Origin of the sequence: Erythrobacter sp. SDW2, from assembly GCF_021431965.1 — a bacterium.
Classification (GTDB): domain Bacteria; phylum Pseudomonadota; class Alphaproteobacteria; order Sphingomonadales; family Sphingomonadaceae; genus Parerythrobacter.
Window position 1 is genome coordinate 37,151 of record NZ_CP090370.1, and the last position, 16,026, is coordinate 53,176.

The 16,026-nt window shown below is 65.7% G+C and carries 15 protein-coding genes; 6 read left to right on the plus strand and 9 right to left on the minus strand.

The genetic code is table 11. The features are described from left to right. Nucleotides 1-2 precede the first annotated feature (2 nt). Nucleotides 3-1,442 (plus strand): efflux transporter outer membrane subunit, encoded by a 1,440-nt coding sequence (locus LY632_RS00220; RefSeq protein ID WP_234091820.1) that lies wholly within the window; start codon nucleotides 3-5, stop codon nucleotides 1,440-1,442. Here LY632_RS00220 and LY632_RS00225 read toward each other — a convergent pair. From LY632_RS00225 to LY632_RS00240, 4 genes are all read right to left on the minus strand, one after another. Continuing rightward, entirely contained in the window at nucleotides 1,412-2,383 is a 972-nt protein-coding gene (locus tag LY632_RS00225) for a HupE/UreJ family protein (RefSeq protein ID WP_234091821.1), read from the minus strand. The genes LY632_RS00220 and LY632_RS00225 overlap by 31 nt on opposite strands. Next, nucleotides 2,380-3,195 (minus strand): peptidyl-prolyl cis-trans isomerase, encoded by an 816-nt coding sequence (locus LY632_RS00230; protein ID WP_234091822.1) that lies wholly within the window; start codon nucleotides 3,193-3,195, stop codon nucleotides 2,380-2,382. Before LY632_RS00230 ends, LY632_RS00225 begins: the two co-directional genes overlap by 4 nt. After that, entirely contained in the window at nucleotides 3,195-5,105 is a 1,911-nt protein-coding gene (locus tag LY632_RS00235; protein WP_234091823.1) for a DUF3604 domain-containing protein, read from the minus strand. The genes LY632_RS00230 and LY632_RS00235 overlap by 1 nt, the downstream gene beginning before the upstream one ends. An 80-nt stretch (nucleotides 5,106-5,185) precedes the next feature. Then, complete coding sequence (locus LY632_RS00240; protein ID WP_234091824.1) at nucleotides 5,186-6,349, minus strand: acyl-CoA dehydrogenase family protein; 1,164 nt, start codon at nucleotides 6,347-6,349, stop codon at nucleotides 5,186-5,188. 91 nt (nucleotides 6,350-6,440) lie between these two features. Here LY632_RS00240 and LY632_RS00245 point away from each other — a divergent pair, with 91 nt between their 5' ends. The 3 genes from LY632_RS00245 to LY632_RS00255 all read left to right on the plus strand — a co-directional run bounded on the left by LY632_RS00245 (nucleotide 6,441) and on the right by LY632_RS00255 (nucleotide 8,137). After that, nucleotides 6,441-7,319, plus strand: a complete 879-nt coding sequence (locus LY632_RS00245; RefSeq protein ID WP_234091825.1) for an alpha/beta fold hydrolase — start codon at nucleotides 6,441-6,443, stop codon at nucleotides 7,317-7,319. 127 nt (nucleotides 7,320-7,446) lie between these two features. Beyond that, nucleotides 7,447-7,785 (plus strand): helix-turn-helix transcriptional regulator, encoded by a 339-nt coding sequence (locus LY632_RS00250; protein ID WP_234091826.1) that lies wholly within the window; start codon nucleotides 7,447-7,449, stop codon nucleotides 7,783-7,785. Beyond that, nucleotides 7,748-8,137: a VOC family protein gene (locus tag LY632_RS00255; RefSeq protein WP_234091827.1), complete on the plus strand. Its 390-nt coding sequence runs from the start codon at nucleotides 7,748-7,750 to the stop codon at nucleotides 8,135-8,137. The genes LY632_RS00250 and LY632_RS00255 overlap by 38 nt, the downstream gene beginning before the upstream one ends. A 133-nt stretch (nucleotides 8,138-8,270) precedes the next feature. Here LY632_RS00255 and LY632_RS00260 read toward each other — a convergent pair whose 3' ends face one another. The 3 genes from LY632_RS00260 to LY632_RS00270 are packed head-to-tail and all read right to left on the minus strand — an operon-like array spanning nucleotide 8,271 to nucleotide 11,365. Beyond that, nucleotides 8,271-9,413: an acyl-CoA dehydrogenase family protein gene (locus LY632_RS00260; RefSeq protein WP_234091828.1), complete on the minus strand. Its 1,143-nt coding sequence runs from the start codon at nucleotides 9,411-9,413 to the stop codon at nucleotides 8,271-8,273. Nucleotides 9,414-9,438: 25 nt separating this feature from the next. Beyond that, entirely contained in the window at nucleotides 9,439-10,587 is a 1,149-nt protein-coding gene (locus tag LY632_RS00265) for a CaiB/BaiF CoA-transferase family protein (RefSeq protein ID WP_234091829.1), read from the minus strand. 4 nt (nucleotides 10,588-10,591) lie between these two features. Beyond that, a complete protein-coding gene (locus tag LY632_RS00270) occupies nucleotides 10,592-11,365 on the minus strand; it encodes a crotonase/enoyl-CoA hydratase family protein (RefSeq protein ID WP_234091830.1) in 774 nt (257 codons plus the stop codon). 111 nt (nucleotides 11,366-11,476) lie between these two features. On the opposite strand from LY632_RS00270, the gene LY632_RS00275 reads away from it, so the two are divergent. After that, a complete protein-coding gene (locus tag LY632_RS00275) occupies nucleotides 11,477-12,745 on the plus strand; it encodes an acetyl-CoA C-acetyltransferase (RefSeq protein WP_234091831.1) in 1,269 nt (422 codons plus the stop codon). A 37-nt stretch (nucleotides 12,746-12,782) separates the two neighbouring features. Here the strand turns inward: LY632_RS00275 and LY632_RS00280 are convergent, their stop codons facing one another. Beyond that, nucleotides 12,783-13,277, minus strand: coding sequence for a hypothetical protein (locus LY632_RS00280; protein WP_234091832.1), 495 nt, complete (start codon nucleotides 13,275-13,277; stop codon nucleotides 12,783-12,785). 20 nt (nucleotides 13,278-13,297) lie between these two features. Continuing rightward, the gene (locus LY632_RS00285) at nucleotides 13,298-14,689 is read right to left on the minus strand and encodes a hypothetical protein (RefSeq protein ID WP_234091833.1); all 1,392 of its coding nucleotides are present in this window, start codon (nucleotides 14,687-14,689) and stop codon (nucleotides 13,298-13,300) included. 203 nt (nucleotides 14,690-14,892) lie between these two features. Here LY632_RS00285 and LY632_RS00290 point away from each other — a divergent pair, with 203 nt between their 5' ends. Continuing rightward, nucleotides 14,893-15,942 (plus strand): DUF2235 domain-containing protein, encoded by a 1,050-nt coding sequence (locus LY632_RS00290; protein WP_234091834.1) that lies wholly within the window; start codon nucleotides 14,893-14,895, stop codon nucleotides 15,940-15,942. Nucleotides 15,943-16,026 lie beyond the last annotated feature (84 nt).

A 16,026-nucleotide genomic window follows, 5' to 3' on the forward strand; every position in this document is an offset into this window, starting at 1 on the left:
CCATGCGCTCGCTGCCCCTCTCCCTCTCCCTCCCCCTGGCCGCCGCGCTGGCGCTGGGCGCCTGTGTTGCCGGCCCGCCGCCGGTGATCGACACCGCCCCGCCGGTGCTTCCACTCGAATTCGCCTATGCGCCCGATGCGCCGACCGGTGCATCAGTGGCAAGCTTGCTGCCGACCGGAGACCCTGCCTATCAGGACCTCGCTGCCCTCGCCCTTGCCGATGCGCCAACCTTGGCGCAGGCCGCCGCCCGCATCGAGCAAGTTCGGTCGCAGGCCGCCGGGGCCGGAGCCAATCGCTTGCCCAGCCTGTCGGGCGATGCCTCCGTCACCGGCAGCCGCACCAGCCCCAGCCAGTTCGGGGCCAATCTGCCCGCCGGGATCGCGCTCGATACGGAAAGGGTGAGCTACGGCGCCAATCTGCGCGCCAGCTGGGACCCTGACCTGTTCGGGCGGCTGCGGGCACAGGAACGCGCTGCGCTGGCCCGGATCGACGCCGCCGATGCCGAGGCGGGGGGGGTGCGCAACGCGCTGCTGGCGGAGATCGCCGGGACCGTGATCGACTGGCGCACGCTCGATGCGCGCCAGCAGGCGCTCGAGGCCGACCTTTCGGCCGCCGAAGAACTCGCCCGGCTGGCCGGATCGCGCGAGCGCGCCGGGATCGCTCCGGGCTTCGACCGGGTCCGCGCCGAAAGCGCGGCCGAGGCGAGCCGCAGCCGCATTGCCGCGCTGGCCAGCGAACGCGCCCGGCTGCTCGGGCGGTTGGTGACGCTGACCGGGCAAAGCGGGCAGAAGGTGCGCGAGGCGCTGCTCCAGCCCGCCCCGGCCCCGGCGCAGCCTGCGGCCCCTGCCTCGCTGCCGAGCCAATTGCTCGCCAACCGGCCCGATGTGCTCGCCGCCGAGGCGCAATTGCGCGCCTCCGACGCCGAGCTGGCCGCCAGCGCGGCGCGGCGTTTCCCGCAGCTGACATTGTCGGCAGCGCTCGGCCTGCTGGCGTTCGATCTGGGCGATCTGTTCGACGAGGACGCCGTGGTCGGCTCGGTTGGCGGCAGCCTGCTCGCCCCGCTGTTCGACTTCGGCCGGATCGAGGCCGAGATCGAGGCCTCGGCAGCGGGCAAGAAGCTCGCCTTTGCGGGCTACCGTAATGCCGTGTTTACGGCGCTGGGCGATGCCGAGGCCGGCTACGGCCTGGTCGCCGCCGCCGACAACCAGCTCGCCGCTGCCGAGCGCGAATTCGCCAGCGCCGAACGCGCGGCCAAGCTCGCCGACACCCGCTACCGCGCGGGCCTGTCCGACTTCCTCACTGTGCTCGAAGCGCGCCGCAGCGCCGATGCCAGCGGCGAGCGGGTGGCGATCGCCCGCGGGCAGGCGGAACGGGCGCGCGTGGTGCTTTGGCAGGCGCTCGGCGGCGAGACTCAGCCCACCAGCCGGTCGATCAGCCAGTAACTGCCGGTCACGCCGATGGCATAGCTGGCGGTGCGGATCGTAGGAGCAAGCGCAGCCTCGCGCAGGCGCCTGACCCCTTCCAGCACCAGCAGCACCGCCAGCACCACCGCGAGCTGCCCCGCCTCGACCCCGAGGTTGAACGACACCAGCGCCGCCGGAACCTCGCCTTCGGGCAGGCCGATTGCGCGCAAGGCCCCGGCGAAGCCGAAGCCGTGGATCAGCCCGAACAGGAAAGCCACCACCCAGGGCCAGCGGCGGGTGAAGCTGGACTGATCGCCTCTCGCGGTCTCCATCGCCAGCAACACGATGCTGAGCGCGATCACCGCTTCGACCGGCCTTCCCGGCAGTCCAAGAAGCCCCAGCGAGACCCCCGCCAGCGTCAGCGAATGCGCCACGGTAAAGGCCGTCACCGCCTTGGCCACCGCCCAGCCGCGCCGCACCAGCAGCACCAGCGCGATCACGAACAGCAAATGGTCCCAGCCCTCGAGGATATGCGCGACCCCGAGCACGAAGTAGCTTTGCCAGACCTGCCAGCTCGACGGCTTGGCAGCGATGGTGGCCAAGGGCTCGGTTGCCGTCAGCCGGAAGCTCTGCACCGGGCGGTACAGCGGCGCGACCCGCAGCATGACATCGCCGCCTCCCAGAATGGCTTCCAGTCCGACGCGCCCGCCGTCGACCGCGCCCGCGCATGTCACTTCCGCCGATCCGATCAGCGCGCTCGGCAGGCTGCGTTTGACCGGTTCGCCCGCCAGCGCGCAGCCCGTGGGCAGGACCGGCACCACCAGCGCCGCCGGACCGGGCGCGGCGAGCGGCTGCTTCCAGTTCAGCGTCCAATCGCGCGCGGATTGCTGGGCGAATTCGATATAGCCGGGGCGCAGCTCGTCAGCCGCTGCGGGCGCAGCCATGGCCAGTGCCAGAATGGCAAACAACCGCCGGCTCACTTCTCGATCTTCACCGTATAGGCTTCCCGCAGCAGCCGGTATGCCGCCTCCTCCCGCTCGCGCGCGGTGGCGAGCCGCCAGTCCTCGATCACCCGCTGACGGCTGGCGGCGAGTTCGGGCACCCGTCCCGGCTCCATCTTGCGCAGGCGAACGAAATGCCAGCCGACCCCGGACGCGATCGGCCCCTGCCAGCGCCCATCCGGCGTCATGCTGACCAGCTTACTGGCAAAATCCGCCCCGAATTGCGCCGCAACCTGCGCCTTCTCGCGCGCCTCGACGCTGTCAGGGAGCGAGGCCGGCTCACCCGCGCCTTGCCAGTCTCGCCGCAGTCCGGGCAGCACTGCCCCCGCATCGGGCCGCGCCGCGAAATAGACCTGGTCGAAGCTCAGCCGCAGATCGCTGGCATAGCGCGCCGCATTGGTGCGGTACCATTGCTCCAGCTCGGCCTCGCTCGGCTCCGCCGCTTCGGCGGAGGAGGTCGCGAGAAAATCCATCTTCTTCGCCAGCCGCCGCCGCACCACCGGATCCCCCGCATCGAAGCCGAGCCGCAGCGCCTCGCGATACAGCACCTCTTCGCGCACCCAGCGTTCGGTCAGCGCGGCCAGCTCGGCATCGGTCGGCGGCCGCTGCATGCTCCGCTCGTAATCGAGCGCAATCTGCGCCTGCACTTCGCGGGTCACGTCGATCACGCGGCTGGCGGGATCGGCTTCCTCCCCGCGCCAGGCGAAGAAGGCGAAGATCAGCGCCCCGCCGATCAGGAAATGCACGAGCGGCTCGCGCAGGACGGTGCGCAACCTGTCAGCAAGGACCATCAATTCGCCTTGGGCAACAGCCAGATCGGCGAGGTATAGGCCCGCTCCTGCTCGGTCTTGACGACCTCCGGCCCCAGCTTGACCCCGAAGCGCAGCGCATCGAACAGCACCCAGCGCGGGGTCGGGATCTCCAGCACGCGGACATAGTAGAACGCCCGCTGCCCCGGCTGGTAGTCGGGATCGGTCCACAGCGTGCGCAATTGCGCCGCGCCGATGGTGTTGGTGTAGCTCGCTTTGGCTTCATCGACGGTATTGCCGACCGCCGGCACCTTGCCCCCCGTCAGCGGCCGCTTGGCCGCATCCGACCACACCACGTCGAAGACTTTCTCCTGTGTGTTCCCCGCCGCATCGACCCAGCCCTTGACCACTTGCACCCGGTCGAGATTGGCCCCCTCGGGATCCTTCAGCGCCTCGATCATGAAGCGCGGCGCAGTGCCAGAGTCGTTGAGCACCCCGCCCATCGGCACACCCCCGGCATAGCCGGTCTTGACCCAGTCCTTGCCGAAGCTGCTGTCGTCGAAGCCAAATCCGCCGAACACCCGCACGCTCATCCGCGTGCCGGTGGTGGCATAGACCTCGCGGCGCTTGAACGCGTCGAAGATTTCCGCCCGTGTGTTGGCCCGCGCCCAGGCGGCGGCATAGCCGCTGGCGAGATAGTTCCAGCCGAACCTCCCCTCGCGCGTGCCGAGATTCTGCGGCTCGATCGACCGGCCCTTCTGCGGTTCATTGCCGGTGTGCTTGCCGAAGAAATTGTCCTCGTCCGCCGTCGCCAGCCCGGTGTGCGAATCGGTCGAGCCGATCAGGCCGAAACGGTAGGGATTGACCCCCAGCCGCTGCTCGACCGAGAGCCCGCGCTTGAGCGCTTCGCGGACATAGCTGCCGGCATACATGTCGGGCGTGCTCGCCGCCGTCAGCGGCAGATTGCCGAGATCCCAGCCCCAGTCGCCATAGCCGGCGAATTCGTCATTGGGCGAAAGGAACGAATGCGTCTCGCTGTCGCCCTTGATCTGGGTGATCTCGACCACCGGTTCCCACCGCGCCCGCCTGGTCGCATAGGCTTCCGACATCGGCTGCCCGTCCGGGCCGGTCAGCTCGAACATCAGCCCGTTGGAAAGGTTCGAATTGTGCGGAATGGCCAGCGCCTGCCCGCCGGTGCCTTTCTCGTAAGCCTCGAGATAATCCCACAGCGCATCGACCTCGGTGCCGATCCCGGCGAAGGGCAGGGTGTCGCCGATGGTCGGCGCGCCGTCGCGGAACATCACCACGCGGTGGAGATTGTTGCCGTCGGGCATGAGCGTCCATTCGAACCCGGCAAAGGCGGTGAAGGTGCCCGGCTGGTTGTAGAGATCGACCAGCCGCAGGTTCTCCTGCCAGATCTCCGTCGTCCCTTCACGCTGGGTCTCGGGATCGCGCAGTGCCTCGGGCAGCGTGTTGTCGGCGGCTGCGGTGATCAGCTCGGCTATGGCGCGCTGCGAGGATTGCCCGCCTTCACGCAGCATCGCCTGCCAGCGCCGCAGCGTCGGATCGCGCACCAGCGCACGCGGGGCGTTCATCAGCCGCTTGGTCGCGCCGAGCCCGTCCGAATGGTCGGCAATGACCAGAAAATCGAGCGGCCGGGCGAGCTGGGCATCGAGCCCGGTGGTCGCTTTGACCTTTTCGCCCTTGGCAAAGCGCAGCGCTTCCTCCGGCCCGATGCGAACCCCGAAGCCGAAGGCGTCGATCGAATTGTCGGTGTGGAGATGGGTGTCGCCCCAATAGACCCGGTCAGGATACTCGGCCAGTTCGACCGTGTCCTCGCCGTTGCCGGCCTGCTCGGCGCTGGCCCGCGGCGTGAACACGCCGACATACCATGCTGCGCCCCCTGCAAGCGCCACAGCCGCGACCCCGGCGGCGATTGTCCTCTTGCGCATGTCCTCTCCCCCTGCATGCGTACTGTTATGCAACGAGACTGCGCCGCGCCCGTGACCAGGTCAAGAGCGCGGCAGCAATGTCAGAGCGAGCGGGCGATCACCATCTTCATCACTTCGTTGGAACCGCCGAAGATGCGGGTGATGCGGCTGTCGCGGTACATGCGGGCAATCGGGTAGTCGTTGATAAAGCCCGCGCCGCCGTGGAACTGCAGGCACTTGTCGACCACTTCGCCCTGCAGTTCGGTGACCCAGTACTTCGCCATGCAGGCGGTGGCGACGTCGAGCTCGCCCTTCAAATGGCGCGCGATGCAGTCGTTGACGAACACCCGCGCCGCGGTCGCCCGCGCGGTCAGGTCGGCCATCACGAACTGGGTGTTCTGGAAGTCCCAGATGGTCTGGCCGAAAGCCTTGCGGCTCTTGGTGTATTCGAGCGTGGTTTCCAGCGCCTTCTCGATCCCCGTCATCGCGCCCATGGCGATGATCAGGCGCTCCTGCGGCAGCTCGCCCATCAGCTGGTAGAAGCCCTTGCCCTCGACCCCGCCGAGCACGTTTTCCGCCGGCACGAAGACATCGTCGAAGAACAGTTCCGAGGTGTCCGACGCATCGAGCCCGATCTTGTCGAGCTTCTTGCCGCGCTGGAAACCCTCGGCCCCTTCGGTCTCCAGCAGCATCAGCGAAATGCCCTTGGCCCGCTCGCTGGGGTCGGTCTTGGCGACGACGATGATGAAGTCGGCGGTCTGGCCGTTGGAGATATAGGTCTTGGCCCCGTTTATGCGGTAGCCATTGCCGTCCTTCAATGCCGTGGTGGTGACGCTCTGCAGGTCCGAGCCCACGCCCGGCTCGGTCATGGCGATGGCGCTGACCAGTTCGCCGGTGACCAGCTTGGGCAAGTATTTCTGCTTCTGCTCCTCGGTCCCGTGGCGGACGAGGTAGGGCAGGATGACCGTGTTGTGCAGGCTCGCAGCGAAGCCTTCGACGCCGTGCCTGGCCTGCTGGTCGATCACCACCATGTCATGCCGGAAGTCGCCGCCGTGGCCGCCATATTCGGTCGGCACCGACACGCCGAGCAGCCCTGCCTGGCCCGCCTCGCGCCAGAATTCACGCTCGACCTGGCCGTCCTCGCGCCACTTCAGGATGCGCTTTTCCGGGGCGTGCTGCTGATAGAACTTGCCCACCGCGTCGGCGAAAATCGCGATTTCCTCGTCTTCCATGAAGGCGGGCTGGGGGACATTGATGGCGGGCATGGTGATTCCTCTCTCGCTATTCTATTGCCAAGCAGCCTATCGCATCGGTAGCGATCCGCAACGCAAATTTCCGCTTACGTGAAGGGAAACCATGTCGGACCTCATCGGCCCTACTTCGCAGACATTCATCAGCCAGCGCACCCGGCTGCATTACGCCGACTGGGGCAATGAAGGCGCGCCGCCGCTGATCCTGCAGCACGGCGGGCGCGACCATTGCCGCAGCTGGGACTGGGTGGCGGAGGAACTGCGGCATGACTGGCACGTGATCTGCCCCGATCTGCGCGGGCATGGCGACAGCGAATGGACCAACACCGGGGTCTATAACGTCAGCAGCTATGTCTATGACCTGGCGCAGCTGATCCACCAGCTCGAGCTCGCGCCTGTGACCATCATCTCGCACTCGTTGGGCGGCAATGTCTCGCTGCGCTATGCCGGGATGTATCCGGAGAATGTGCGCAAGATCGTCGCCATCGAAGGGCTCGGTCCCAGTCCCAAGGTGCAGGACAAGATGGCCGAGACGCCGTGGTACGAGCACCGCAAGCAATGGATCGACAAGAAGCGCGAGGCCTCCTCGCGCCAGATCCGCAAATACGCCAGCTTCGCCGAAGCGCTCGACCGGATGCACGAGGCCAATAGCTATCTCAGCCGCGAACAGGCCGAACACCTCACCCGCCACGGCGCGATCCGCAACGAGGACGGCACCTGGAGCTGGAAGTTCGACCCCCACCTCCACGCCTGGCCGCCCGATGACATCACCCATGAGCAACTGGCCGAACTGTGGAGCCGCATCACCTGCCCGGCGCTGCTGGTCTACGGCGCCGACAGCTGGGCCAGCAACCCGGAGAAGGACGGCCGCATGGTCCACTTCGGCGACAATGTCAGCGTCACCGAATACGCCCGCGCGGGGCACTGGGTGCACCACGACCGGTTCGAGGATTTTGTGGCCGAGGTGAAGGGGTTTATCGGGTGAGGGGCTAGGGCTGTTTACGACCCCGAAACGGACCCTGAAATTGTGAATCGCATTATCAGCTTCACCATGCAGGCCATCATGCAACATTTGAGTTGCATGATGGCCTCGGCCAGTTCATGCACGCCGCATGGAGATGGATCTGGTTTTCAAGGCCCTTGCTGACCATACTCGCCGTCGTCTGCTTGACGAATTGGCCGAACGTGACGGGCAAACGCTTTTTGAGCTTCATGTCCGTCTGCTCAACTGGGATGGGACCAGCATTTCGCGTCAGGCTCTGTCCAAGCACCTTGGATTGCTGGAGCAAGCGGGTGTCATCAGCACAAGCTGGGAGTGGCGATCCAAGCGACACTTCCTTGAACGCGAACCGCTTCAGCGGCTGTGGAAATTATGGCTCGGGCCGCTGGCGGGAAAAACGACGGAGGAACTGCATGGCAAAGATAATTGTAACGAGCATCTTGGTGGATGATCAGGACAGGGCTTTGTTGTTCTATCGGGACAAACTTGGCTTCGAGGTAAAGCACGACATGCCCATGGGACGACATCGATGGCTTACGCTGACATCGCCGGGTGATGAGGATGGCGTTGAACTGCTTCTCGAGCCCGATGAGCATCCGGCTGCAAAATCGTGGAAGTCAGCGCTGATTGCCGATGGCATACCCTGCACAATGTTCGGAGTAGATGATGTTTTCGCTGAACACGATCGTCTGGCTGGACTCGGCGTGGCATTTACGCAGCCGCCGACAGTGATGGGGCCGGTTACGACCGCGGTTCTTGAAGATGGTTGCGGCAACCTCATCCAGATTGTCCAACGTCATTAAGGGCAGCTATCCACCCCATTGCCGTCATTGCGAGCGGCAATGCCGCACGGCAATCCAGAGGGGGGCGCAACGGGTCTTTGAATTGCCGCGTCGCTGCGCTCCTCGCAATGACGCGGCTGGGCCCGGATGCCCCTCAAATCGACCGCGAGATCACTTCCTTCATGATCTCGTTCGTGCCGCCAAAGATGCGGGTCACGCGGGCGTCGCGCCACAGGCGGGCGATGGGATATTCGTTCATGTAGCCCGCGCCGCCGTGGAGCTGGAGGCAGGCGTCGACCATTTCCCATTGCAGGTCGGTGTGCCACAGCTTGGCCGCGCTCGCCTCGTCGGTGGTCAGCTTGCCTTCCAGATGCCGCTTGATCGCCCAGTCGAGGTGGGCCCAGCCGACTTGCAGCTTGGCCTTGAGGTCGGCGAGGGTGAACTTGGTGTTCTGAAAATCGAACACGGTCTTGCCGAAGGCCTTGCGGTCCTTGGTGAATTTGACCGCCTCGTCGAAGGCGCGCTGGGCGCTGGCCTGCGCGCCGACCGCGATGCCCAGCCGTTCCTGCGGCAGTTCCTCCATCAGATGGATGAAGCCACGCCCTTCCTGCCCGAGGATATTGGTCTTGGGCACGCGGCAATCGTTGAAGAACAGCTCAGAAGTGTCAGCCGAATGCTGCCCGATCTTGTCGAGATTGCGCCCCCGCTCGAAGCCCGGCGTACCGGCATCGACCAGCACCAGCGACGTACCCTTGGCGCCCTGGCTGGGGTCGGTCTTGGCCACCACGATGACGCAATCAGCGTTCTGGCCGTTGGTGATGTAGGTCTTGGAGCCATTGATGACCAGGTGATTGCCATCCTCGATCGCGGTGGTGCGGATGCCCTGCAAGTCGCTCCCCGCGCCCGGTTCGGTCATGGCGATGGCGGTGATAATGTCGCCGCTGACCATGCCGGGGAGATATTTTGCCCGCTGCTCGTCACTGCCGAGGCGCTCGAAGTAATTGGCGGTGATGTCGCTTTGCAGCGTGAACCCGGCCGAGGAGCCGAGGTAGCTCAGCTCCTCGCACAGCACGCAGTTGAAGCCGAAGTCGAGCCCGAGCCCGCCATTCTCTTCCTTGACCGTGGGGCACAGAAGACCTGCCTCGCCAACCGCCTTCCACACCTCGCGCGGGACGATGCCGTTCTTCTCATGCTCGTCGAGATAGGGTTCGAGGTGCTGGGCGAAGACCTTGCGCACAGTGTCGCGGAAGGCCTCGTGGTCCTCGTTATAGGCGAAGCGGTTGGCGGTATCGAGCATGGGTCTGGTCCTCGCGTGAGTTCGTTCAGGCGACCGTCCCTGCTTCGCGCAGGGCGGCAGCTTCATTGGTGTCGATCCCCAGCGAGCCGAGGATGGCATCGGTGTCGTCGCCCGGCAACGGAGCCGGGGCCGGCGTAGCGTTGGCGGTGCCGGAGTAGCGCGGCGCGGGGGCCGGCTGGGTGTCGCCGCCGACTGCGATAAAGGTCCCGCGCGCGACATTGTGCGGATGCTGCGCCGCCTCGCTCATGGTCAGCACCGGCGCATAGCAGACGTCGGTATGCTCCATCAGCGCGTTCCACTCGGCGCGGGTCTTCGACTTGAACAGCGCGGTCAGCTTGTCCTTCATTTCGCCCCACCGGCGGCGGTCATGCTGGGCATCGAACTGGGTGTCCTCTTCCAGCCCGGCGAGCCGCCGCAGTTCGGCATAGAACTGCGGCTCGATGCTGCCGATGGAAATGAACTTGCCATCCGCCGTTTCGTAAGTGTCGTAGAAATGCGCCCCGGTATCGAGCATGTTGACGCCGAGATCTTCCGACCACACGCCCATGTTCTTCATGCCGTGCATCATCGACATCAGCACCGCCGTGCCATCGGTCATGGCACAGTCGATCACCTGGCCCTCCCCGCCGCGCGCGACGTTGAGCAGCGCGGCGACCATGCCATAGGCGAGCATCATCCCGCCGCCGCCGAAATCACCCACCATGTTGATCGGCGGGGTCGGCTTGCCACCCGCGCGGCCATAGTGGGCGAGCGCCCCGGCGAGCGCGATATAGTTGATGTCATGCCCCGCCCAGGGCGCATAGGGTCCGGTCTGGCCCCAGCCCGTCATGCGGCCATAGACCAGCTTGGGATTGTCCTTGAGCAGCTCCTCCGGCCCGAGGCCGAGGCGCTCCATCACCCCGGGCCGGAAGCCTTCGATGATGCCGTCGGCACTGGCGGCCAGCTTGCGGGCGAGCGCCACGCCTTCGGCGGTTTTGAGGTTGATGGCGATCGACTTGCGCCCGCGCGCCAGCACGTCCTTCGATGTCACCGGCTGCGAGCCGCCGCGCGAGCCGCTGGCGCGGTCGATGCGGATCACTTCCGCACCATGGTCGGCCAGCATCATGCCGCAGAAGGGACCCGGGCCGATCCCGGCGAATTCGACGATGCGGATACCCGAAAGAGGACCGGGCATCGCCTTACTTCCCCTTCCAGTTGGGCTTGCGCTTCTCGGCAAAGGCCGCCGCGCCTTCGCGCGCGTCTTCGCTCATGAAGATCTGCGGCATAAGCTTGCCCTGTTCCTTGTAGCGGTCGGCGCGCACCCAGCCGCGCGATTCCTCGATGATCTGCTTGGAGACCTTGACCGCGAGCGGCCCGTTGGCGTTGATCGCCTCGGCCAGCGCCAGCGCGCCGTCGAGCGCCGGACCATCGGTGACGCGGTTGATCAAGCCCAGCTCATAGGCGCGGCCCGCGTCGATGAAGTCGCCGGTCAGCGCCAGCTCCATCGCCACCTTGTGCGGGATAAGGTCAGGCAGCACCATCAGGCCGCCCGCCGCCGCGACGAGCCCGCGTTTGGCTTCGGGGATGCCGAACTTCGCGCCGCTGTTGGCAACCACCAGGTCGCAGGCGATCATCAGTTCGAGCCCGCCCGCCAAGGCATAGCCATCGACCGCCGCGATCAGCGGCTTGGCCGGCTTGCGCTCGGTCAGCCCGCCGAAACCGCGCCCGGGCACGCTCGGCGTTTCGCCGCGCAGGAAGCCCTTGAGGTCCATGCCCGAGCAGAAGGTTCCGCCAGCCCCGGTCAGGATGCCGACCCGCAGGTGATCCTCGCCATCGAGCCGGTCGAGCGCGGCGGCAATGCCTTCCGATGCCGCCTTGGTCATGGCGTTCTTGGCCTCGGGCCGGTTGATGGTGATGATCAGGATGCCGTCGCGTTCCTCGGTCAGCACTTCCTGGGTCGCAGCTTCGCTCATATTTCCTCTCTCCGTTGTCTTTTGAAACTTTGCTTGTGCCCGTGCTGGCCAAGCTTTACGGAAACGTCAACCGGACTCTTGAACCGGAGTCGAAATTTTGAGGAGAGAACCATGCCTGTTGCTTACATCGTAGACGCCTGCCGCACGCCGCGCGGGATCGGCAAGGTCGGCAAGGGAGCGCTGGCGGGGGAGCATCCGCAGCATCTGGCCGCCACCGTGCTGAAGGCGCTCAAGGAGCGTAACAATCTCGACACCACGACGGTCGATGACGTGATCTGGTCGGTCAGCACGCAGGACGGCAAGCAGGCTGGCGACATGGGCCGCATGGCCGCGCTCGACGCCGGGTACGACATCACCAGCAGCGGCATGACGCTCGACCGGTTCTGCGGCGGCGGCATCACGTCGGTGAACCTCGCCGCGGCGCAGGTCATGAGTGGCATGGCCGATTGCGTCGTCGCCGGCGGGACCGAGATGATGAGCCTCACCGCCGAAATGGCCAAGGCCAAGATGGCTGCCGGAATCGACGGCCCGCGCATGGGCAGCGGCAACGAGCGGCTGCAGGCCAAGCACCCGCAGAGCCACCAGGGCGTGTGCGGCGATGCCATTGCCAGCATGGAAGGCTTCACCCGCGAGGAACTCGACCATGTCGGCTATCTCAGCCAGCAGCGCGCCGCCGTCGCCATTGCCGAAGGCCGCTTCGACAAGTCGGTCGTGCCGGTGGTCCATGACGACGGCACGGTGGTGCTCGACCGCGAGGAGTTTCCCCGCCCGCAGACCACGATGGAAACGCTGGCCCAGCTCGAACCGGCCTTCCCCAAGCTGGCGGATGTCCCGCTCGATGCCAATGGCACCACCTTCCGCGGGCTCATCAACCAGAAGTACCCCGATCTGAAGATCGAGCACTTCCACCATGCCGGCAACAGCTCGGGCGTGGTCGATGGCGCGGCGGGCGTGCTGGTGGCGAGCAAGGAATATTGCGAGAAGCACGGCCTCAAGCCCCGCGCCCGTATCGTCGCCACCGCCAATATGGGCGATTGCCCGACGCTGATGCTCAACGCCCCGGTCCCCGCCGCCAAGCGCGTGCTCGACAAGGCCGGCATGAGCGTGGACGATATCGACCTGTTCGAGATCAACGAAGCCTTCGCCGTGGTCGCCGCCAAGTTCGTGCGCGATCTCGGGCTCGACTGGGACAAGGTCAACGTCAACGGCGGCGCGATCGCGCTGGGACATCCGATCGGCGCGACCGGCTCGATGCTGATCGGCACCATCGTCGACGAGCTGGAGCGGACCGGCAAGAAGACCGGCCTCGTCACCATGTGCGCCGCGGGCGGCATGGCACCGGCGATCATCGTCGAGCGCGTCGACGGCTTCGTCGACTGAGGAGGTCGGGTCAGCGCGCTCCGGCGAGCGCGCGGACCTAGCTTGCCGGACCGAAGTCCTGCTGCGCCTGCGCCGGGACGCTTGAGGTCGGGCAATGCGTCATCGTGCGCCCGTATTCGGTGAAACTGGCGGGTCCCGTGACGGTCAACTTCAGCGGCGGCCCGCCACCGTCGAGCTGGACGGTCCAGTTGCTGCCGCCGGTGTTCTTGATGGCAGTCACCTCCGAACCGCCGTCGATCTCGATCCAGTTCTTGCGGTCGAAATAGACATAGGCATCGCCTAATTCGGCAGCTTCGGCACAGGTGGCATTGGCGGCATAGAAGCCTTCCGGGACCGGCGGGAAGGAAGCGTCAGCGCTCTCGGTCTTGGCAGTGGTCGGCTCGGCAGCGGGCTTGGCCACCTCTTCCGCAGGGGCTGCGCTGGCAACATCCTCCTTGCCATCGCTGGTGGTCGTGGCGGTCGCCGCATCGCCGCATGCGCCGAGCGCAAGGACCAGCGACAGCGCCGCCAAGGGCCTGGACATCGTCTTCATGGTTTCTCTCCTGTCTGCTGTCACTTGACCCGGAAGTTGGCCGGGATCTCGCTCTCGGGACACCAGCGCATCCATGCGCCGGTGTCCTGGATGGTCGGCTGGATGCGGGTCGGCGAGCCGACCTCGATCATCATGTCCCACGCGTCGAGCGCGAAGGATTTGCCGACCTTGCGCACCTTGCCGAGCGGCTCGACGATGTTCTGCGAGAACTCGTCCTGGTTGCCGCCCATCAGCCCCCAGCGCTTGCCGTCGTAGTAATAGGCTTCGAACCCCGGCGCGCGGCAGGATTCGTATTCGCTGACGTAGTATCCGGGCACAATCCCGAGCGGGCCGACCGGCTGCATGGAACTTGCCTGGGCGGCGGCGACGCTGCTCGAGGCCCCGGCGCAGGCCTTGGTGATACTGCGCAGCGCCGCGGTCGAGCCGCCGAGCGACAGCCAGGTCAGCTCCTGCCATTCGCCGCCACCGTCCAGGCTGGCCATCAGCTTCACCTCGGTGTCGCGCCCGCTCATCAATCCTTCGAGGGTCGGCGCCATGACCCCGCTCCAGTCCGGCTTGCCTGGCTCTTTCATCAGGGTCTGGACGCCTTCTATACCCTCGGTTGAGCCGTAGAAATACAGCATCAGCGGCTGGTTGTCGGGCGGCAGCCCCAGCCCCTGTCTGGGCATGGCGGTAAAGATCAAACCGCCGCCGAGCTGGCAGCGGATACCGATGGCCGGGAACTCGGGATGGTCGACCACGGCGGCGATCGCCGCGGCTCCTTCGCCGGCAAAGATCCAGCGCGTCTCGTGGCGAGGCAGCTCCTGGTAGGGCTCGGCGCTAGCCATGGCGGCCTGGTCGCGTTCGTAATCGGCCTCGGTCCAGCGGTATTGCTTGACCAAATCCCAGTCGGCGCCGTTCCAGCGCAGCGTGTTGATGCAGACCTCCGCCCCGATCCCGCCGCAGGACGAGCCATGGACCGAAGCCTCGAGCAGCTTGCGCCCGCCGCCGCCGTCGACGACCGACCAGCCGCGGACTTGCAAATAGCTTTCGACAAAGCCCTTCTTGCCGGAGATCAGGAACAGCGACTGGCAGCCCGCCGTGCCGCAATTGGCGTTGCCGTCGGGGGCCATGCCGCTGTCACGGACAAGGTCGCTCACCTGGCATTGCAGCGCCGATTCCTCGACCACCCAGTCGGCTTTCTTGTCCCCGTTAACCTCGGTTTCGGTGGCGAAGAATTCGCGGTCGGGCACAAAATATCCCCCCGCCGCGCGGCATTCGTTCTTGAACCCGTCATAGACCGCCTGCACTTCGCGCGGCCAGGGCTTGGCGGCAGGCTGGGCCAGCGCCGGGACGGCAAGAAAAAGCGCCGCAAAGGTCAACGCAGCTACACCGCCAGCCAGTGCACGCGCCAGCGAATAGAATCTCGTCATCGCCCACTCCCAGTCAATCGACCAAGGTCAGGGGCTAAACCAACATCTTTTCCCAGCAATGTAAATCCCGGAAATCCGCCTGTGCCGATTGCAGTTGCCGCCGGCAATTGAACGCGCTTTTTCAGTCGTACCGGTTCTGCTAGATCGGGATTATAAAAACGGGTCTCGATCGCACCACTCCAACCCGAGAAGGGGAGAGACCGATGAAGCGCTTGATCATCTGCTGCGACGGCACCTGGCAAAGTCTCGACAACGACTGGCCTACCAACGTCCAGCGCATCGCCCAGTTCGTGCGCCCGACCGCGACGAACGGCACGACCCAGTCGCTCTATTACGATCCCGGCGTCGGGCTGGGGAGCGCGTTCAACCGAGTCATGGGCGGCGCCTTCGGGATCGGGCTCGATAAGGAGATCGAGCAGGCCTACAGTTTCCTCAGCATGAACTGGGAGGTCGGCGACGAGATCTACCTCTTCGGCTTCAGTCGTGGCGCCTATACCGTGCGATCGCTGGCAGGGCTCATCCGCAGTTGCGGCATAATTCGGCGGGACTGCCTGCGCGCCATCCCGCGCGCAATGTCGCTCTATCGTGACCGTGAAATCGGGCCGGACCATGACGAGTGCATCGTCTTCCGCAAGTCGAATTCGAACAGCCGGGATGATGAACCCCCGGTGGTTCATTTTCTCGGTTGCTTCGACACGGTCGGCGCGTTGGGGATTCCCGATGTCATCCCGCTGTTTCCGGAAGAGCGACTTTTCGCCGACAAGCATGCCTTTCACGACACGCAGCTCAACTCATGGATCCTTCACGCCCGCCATGCGGTCGCCATCGACGAGCAGCGGCAGGATTTCGATGTGACCCGGATGATGCCGCCCAGGCACCCAAGGCCCCAACATACGCTGAAAGAGGTCTGGTTTCCCGGTGGTCACGGTAGTGTGGGCGGCGGTATTCGCACCGAGCGCGGCCTGTCGGATGGGCCACTGAAGTGGATGGTGGCCGAAGCCGGTGCAGTCGGGCTCGAATTCTGCCCCGATCTGATCGAGGATTATACCAGCCCTGATCCTCTGGCCTCTTTCCAACCCTATTCAGGGCCGCTCGCGCTGGTCCGCCCGATGCACTGGCGCAAGGGTCCGGCGAGCCGCGATAGCCTTTCCGATGAAGCCATGATTCGCTGGCGCGCAGGCGACTATAATCCCCCGACAATCAGCCATTTGATGCAACGGTCGGTACCAGGGCCGACACCAGGGCAAGTGTAAGGGAATGTAAAACCCATGCCATGGAGCATGGCACGGGGGGCGCGCTCATGACATGACTGCATCGTGAGCCTGCCCGGACAGACC

Coding starts and splice junctions, on each gene's coding strand:
- LY632_RS00220 (WP_234091820.1), top strand. CDS start 3: ATGCGCTCGCTGCCCCTCTCCCTCTCCCTCCCCCTGGCCGCCGCGCTG.
- LY632_RS00230 (WP_234091822.1), bottom strand. CDS start 3,195: ATGGTCCTTGCTGACAGGTTGCGCACCGTCCTGCGCGAGCCGCTCGTG.
- LY632_RS00235 (WP_234091823.1), bottom strand. CDS start 5,105: ATGCGCAAGAGGACAATCGCCGCCGGGGTCGCGGCTGTGGCGCTTGCA.
- LY632_RS00240 (WP_234091824.1), bottom strand. CDS start 6,349: ATGCCCGCCATCAATGTCCCCCAGCCCGCCTTCATGGAAGACGAGGAA.
- LY632_RS00245 (WP_234091825.1), top strand. CDS start 6,441: ATGTCGGACCTCATCGGCCCTACTTCGCAGACATTCATCAGCCAGCGC.
- LY632_RS00250 (WP_234091826.1), top strand. CDS start 7,447: ATGGAGATGGATCTGGTTTTCAAGGCCCTTGCTGACCATACTCGCCGT.
- LY632_RS00255 (WP_234091827.1), top strand. CDS start 7,748: ATGGCAAAGATAATTGTAACGAGCATCTTGGTGGATGATCAGGACAGG.
- LY632_RS00260 (WP_234091828.1), bottom strand. CDS start 9,413: ATGCTCGATACCGCCAACCGCTTCGCCTATAACGAGGACCACGAGGCC.
- LY632_RS00265 (WP_234091829.1), bottom strand. CDS start 10,587: ATGCCCGGTCCTCTTTCGGGTATCCGCATCGTCGAATTCGCCGGGATC.
- LY632_RS00270 (WP_234091830.1), bottom strand. CDS start 11,365: ATGAGCGAAGCTGCGACCCAGGAAGTGCTGACCGAGGAACGCGACGGC.
- LY632_RS00275 (WP_234091831.1), top strand. CDS start 11,477: ATGCCTGTTGCTTACATCGTAGACGCCTGCCGCACGCCGCGCGGGATC.
- LY632_RS00280 (WP_234091832.1), bottom strand. CDS start 13,277: ATGAAGACGATGTCCAGGCCCTTGGCGGCGCTGTCGCTGGTCCTTGCG.
- LY632_RS00285 (WP_234091833.1), bottom strand. CDS start 14,689: ATGACGAGATTCTATTCGCTGGCGCGTGCACTGGCTGGCGGTGTAGCT.
- LY632_RS00290 (WP_234091834.1), top strand. CDS start 14,893: ATGAAGCGCTTGATCATCTGCTGCGACGGCACCTGGCAAAGTCTCGAC.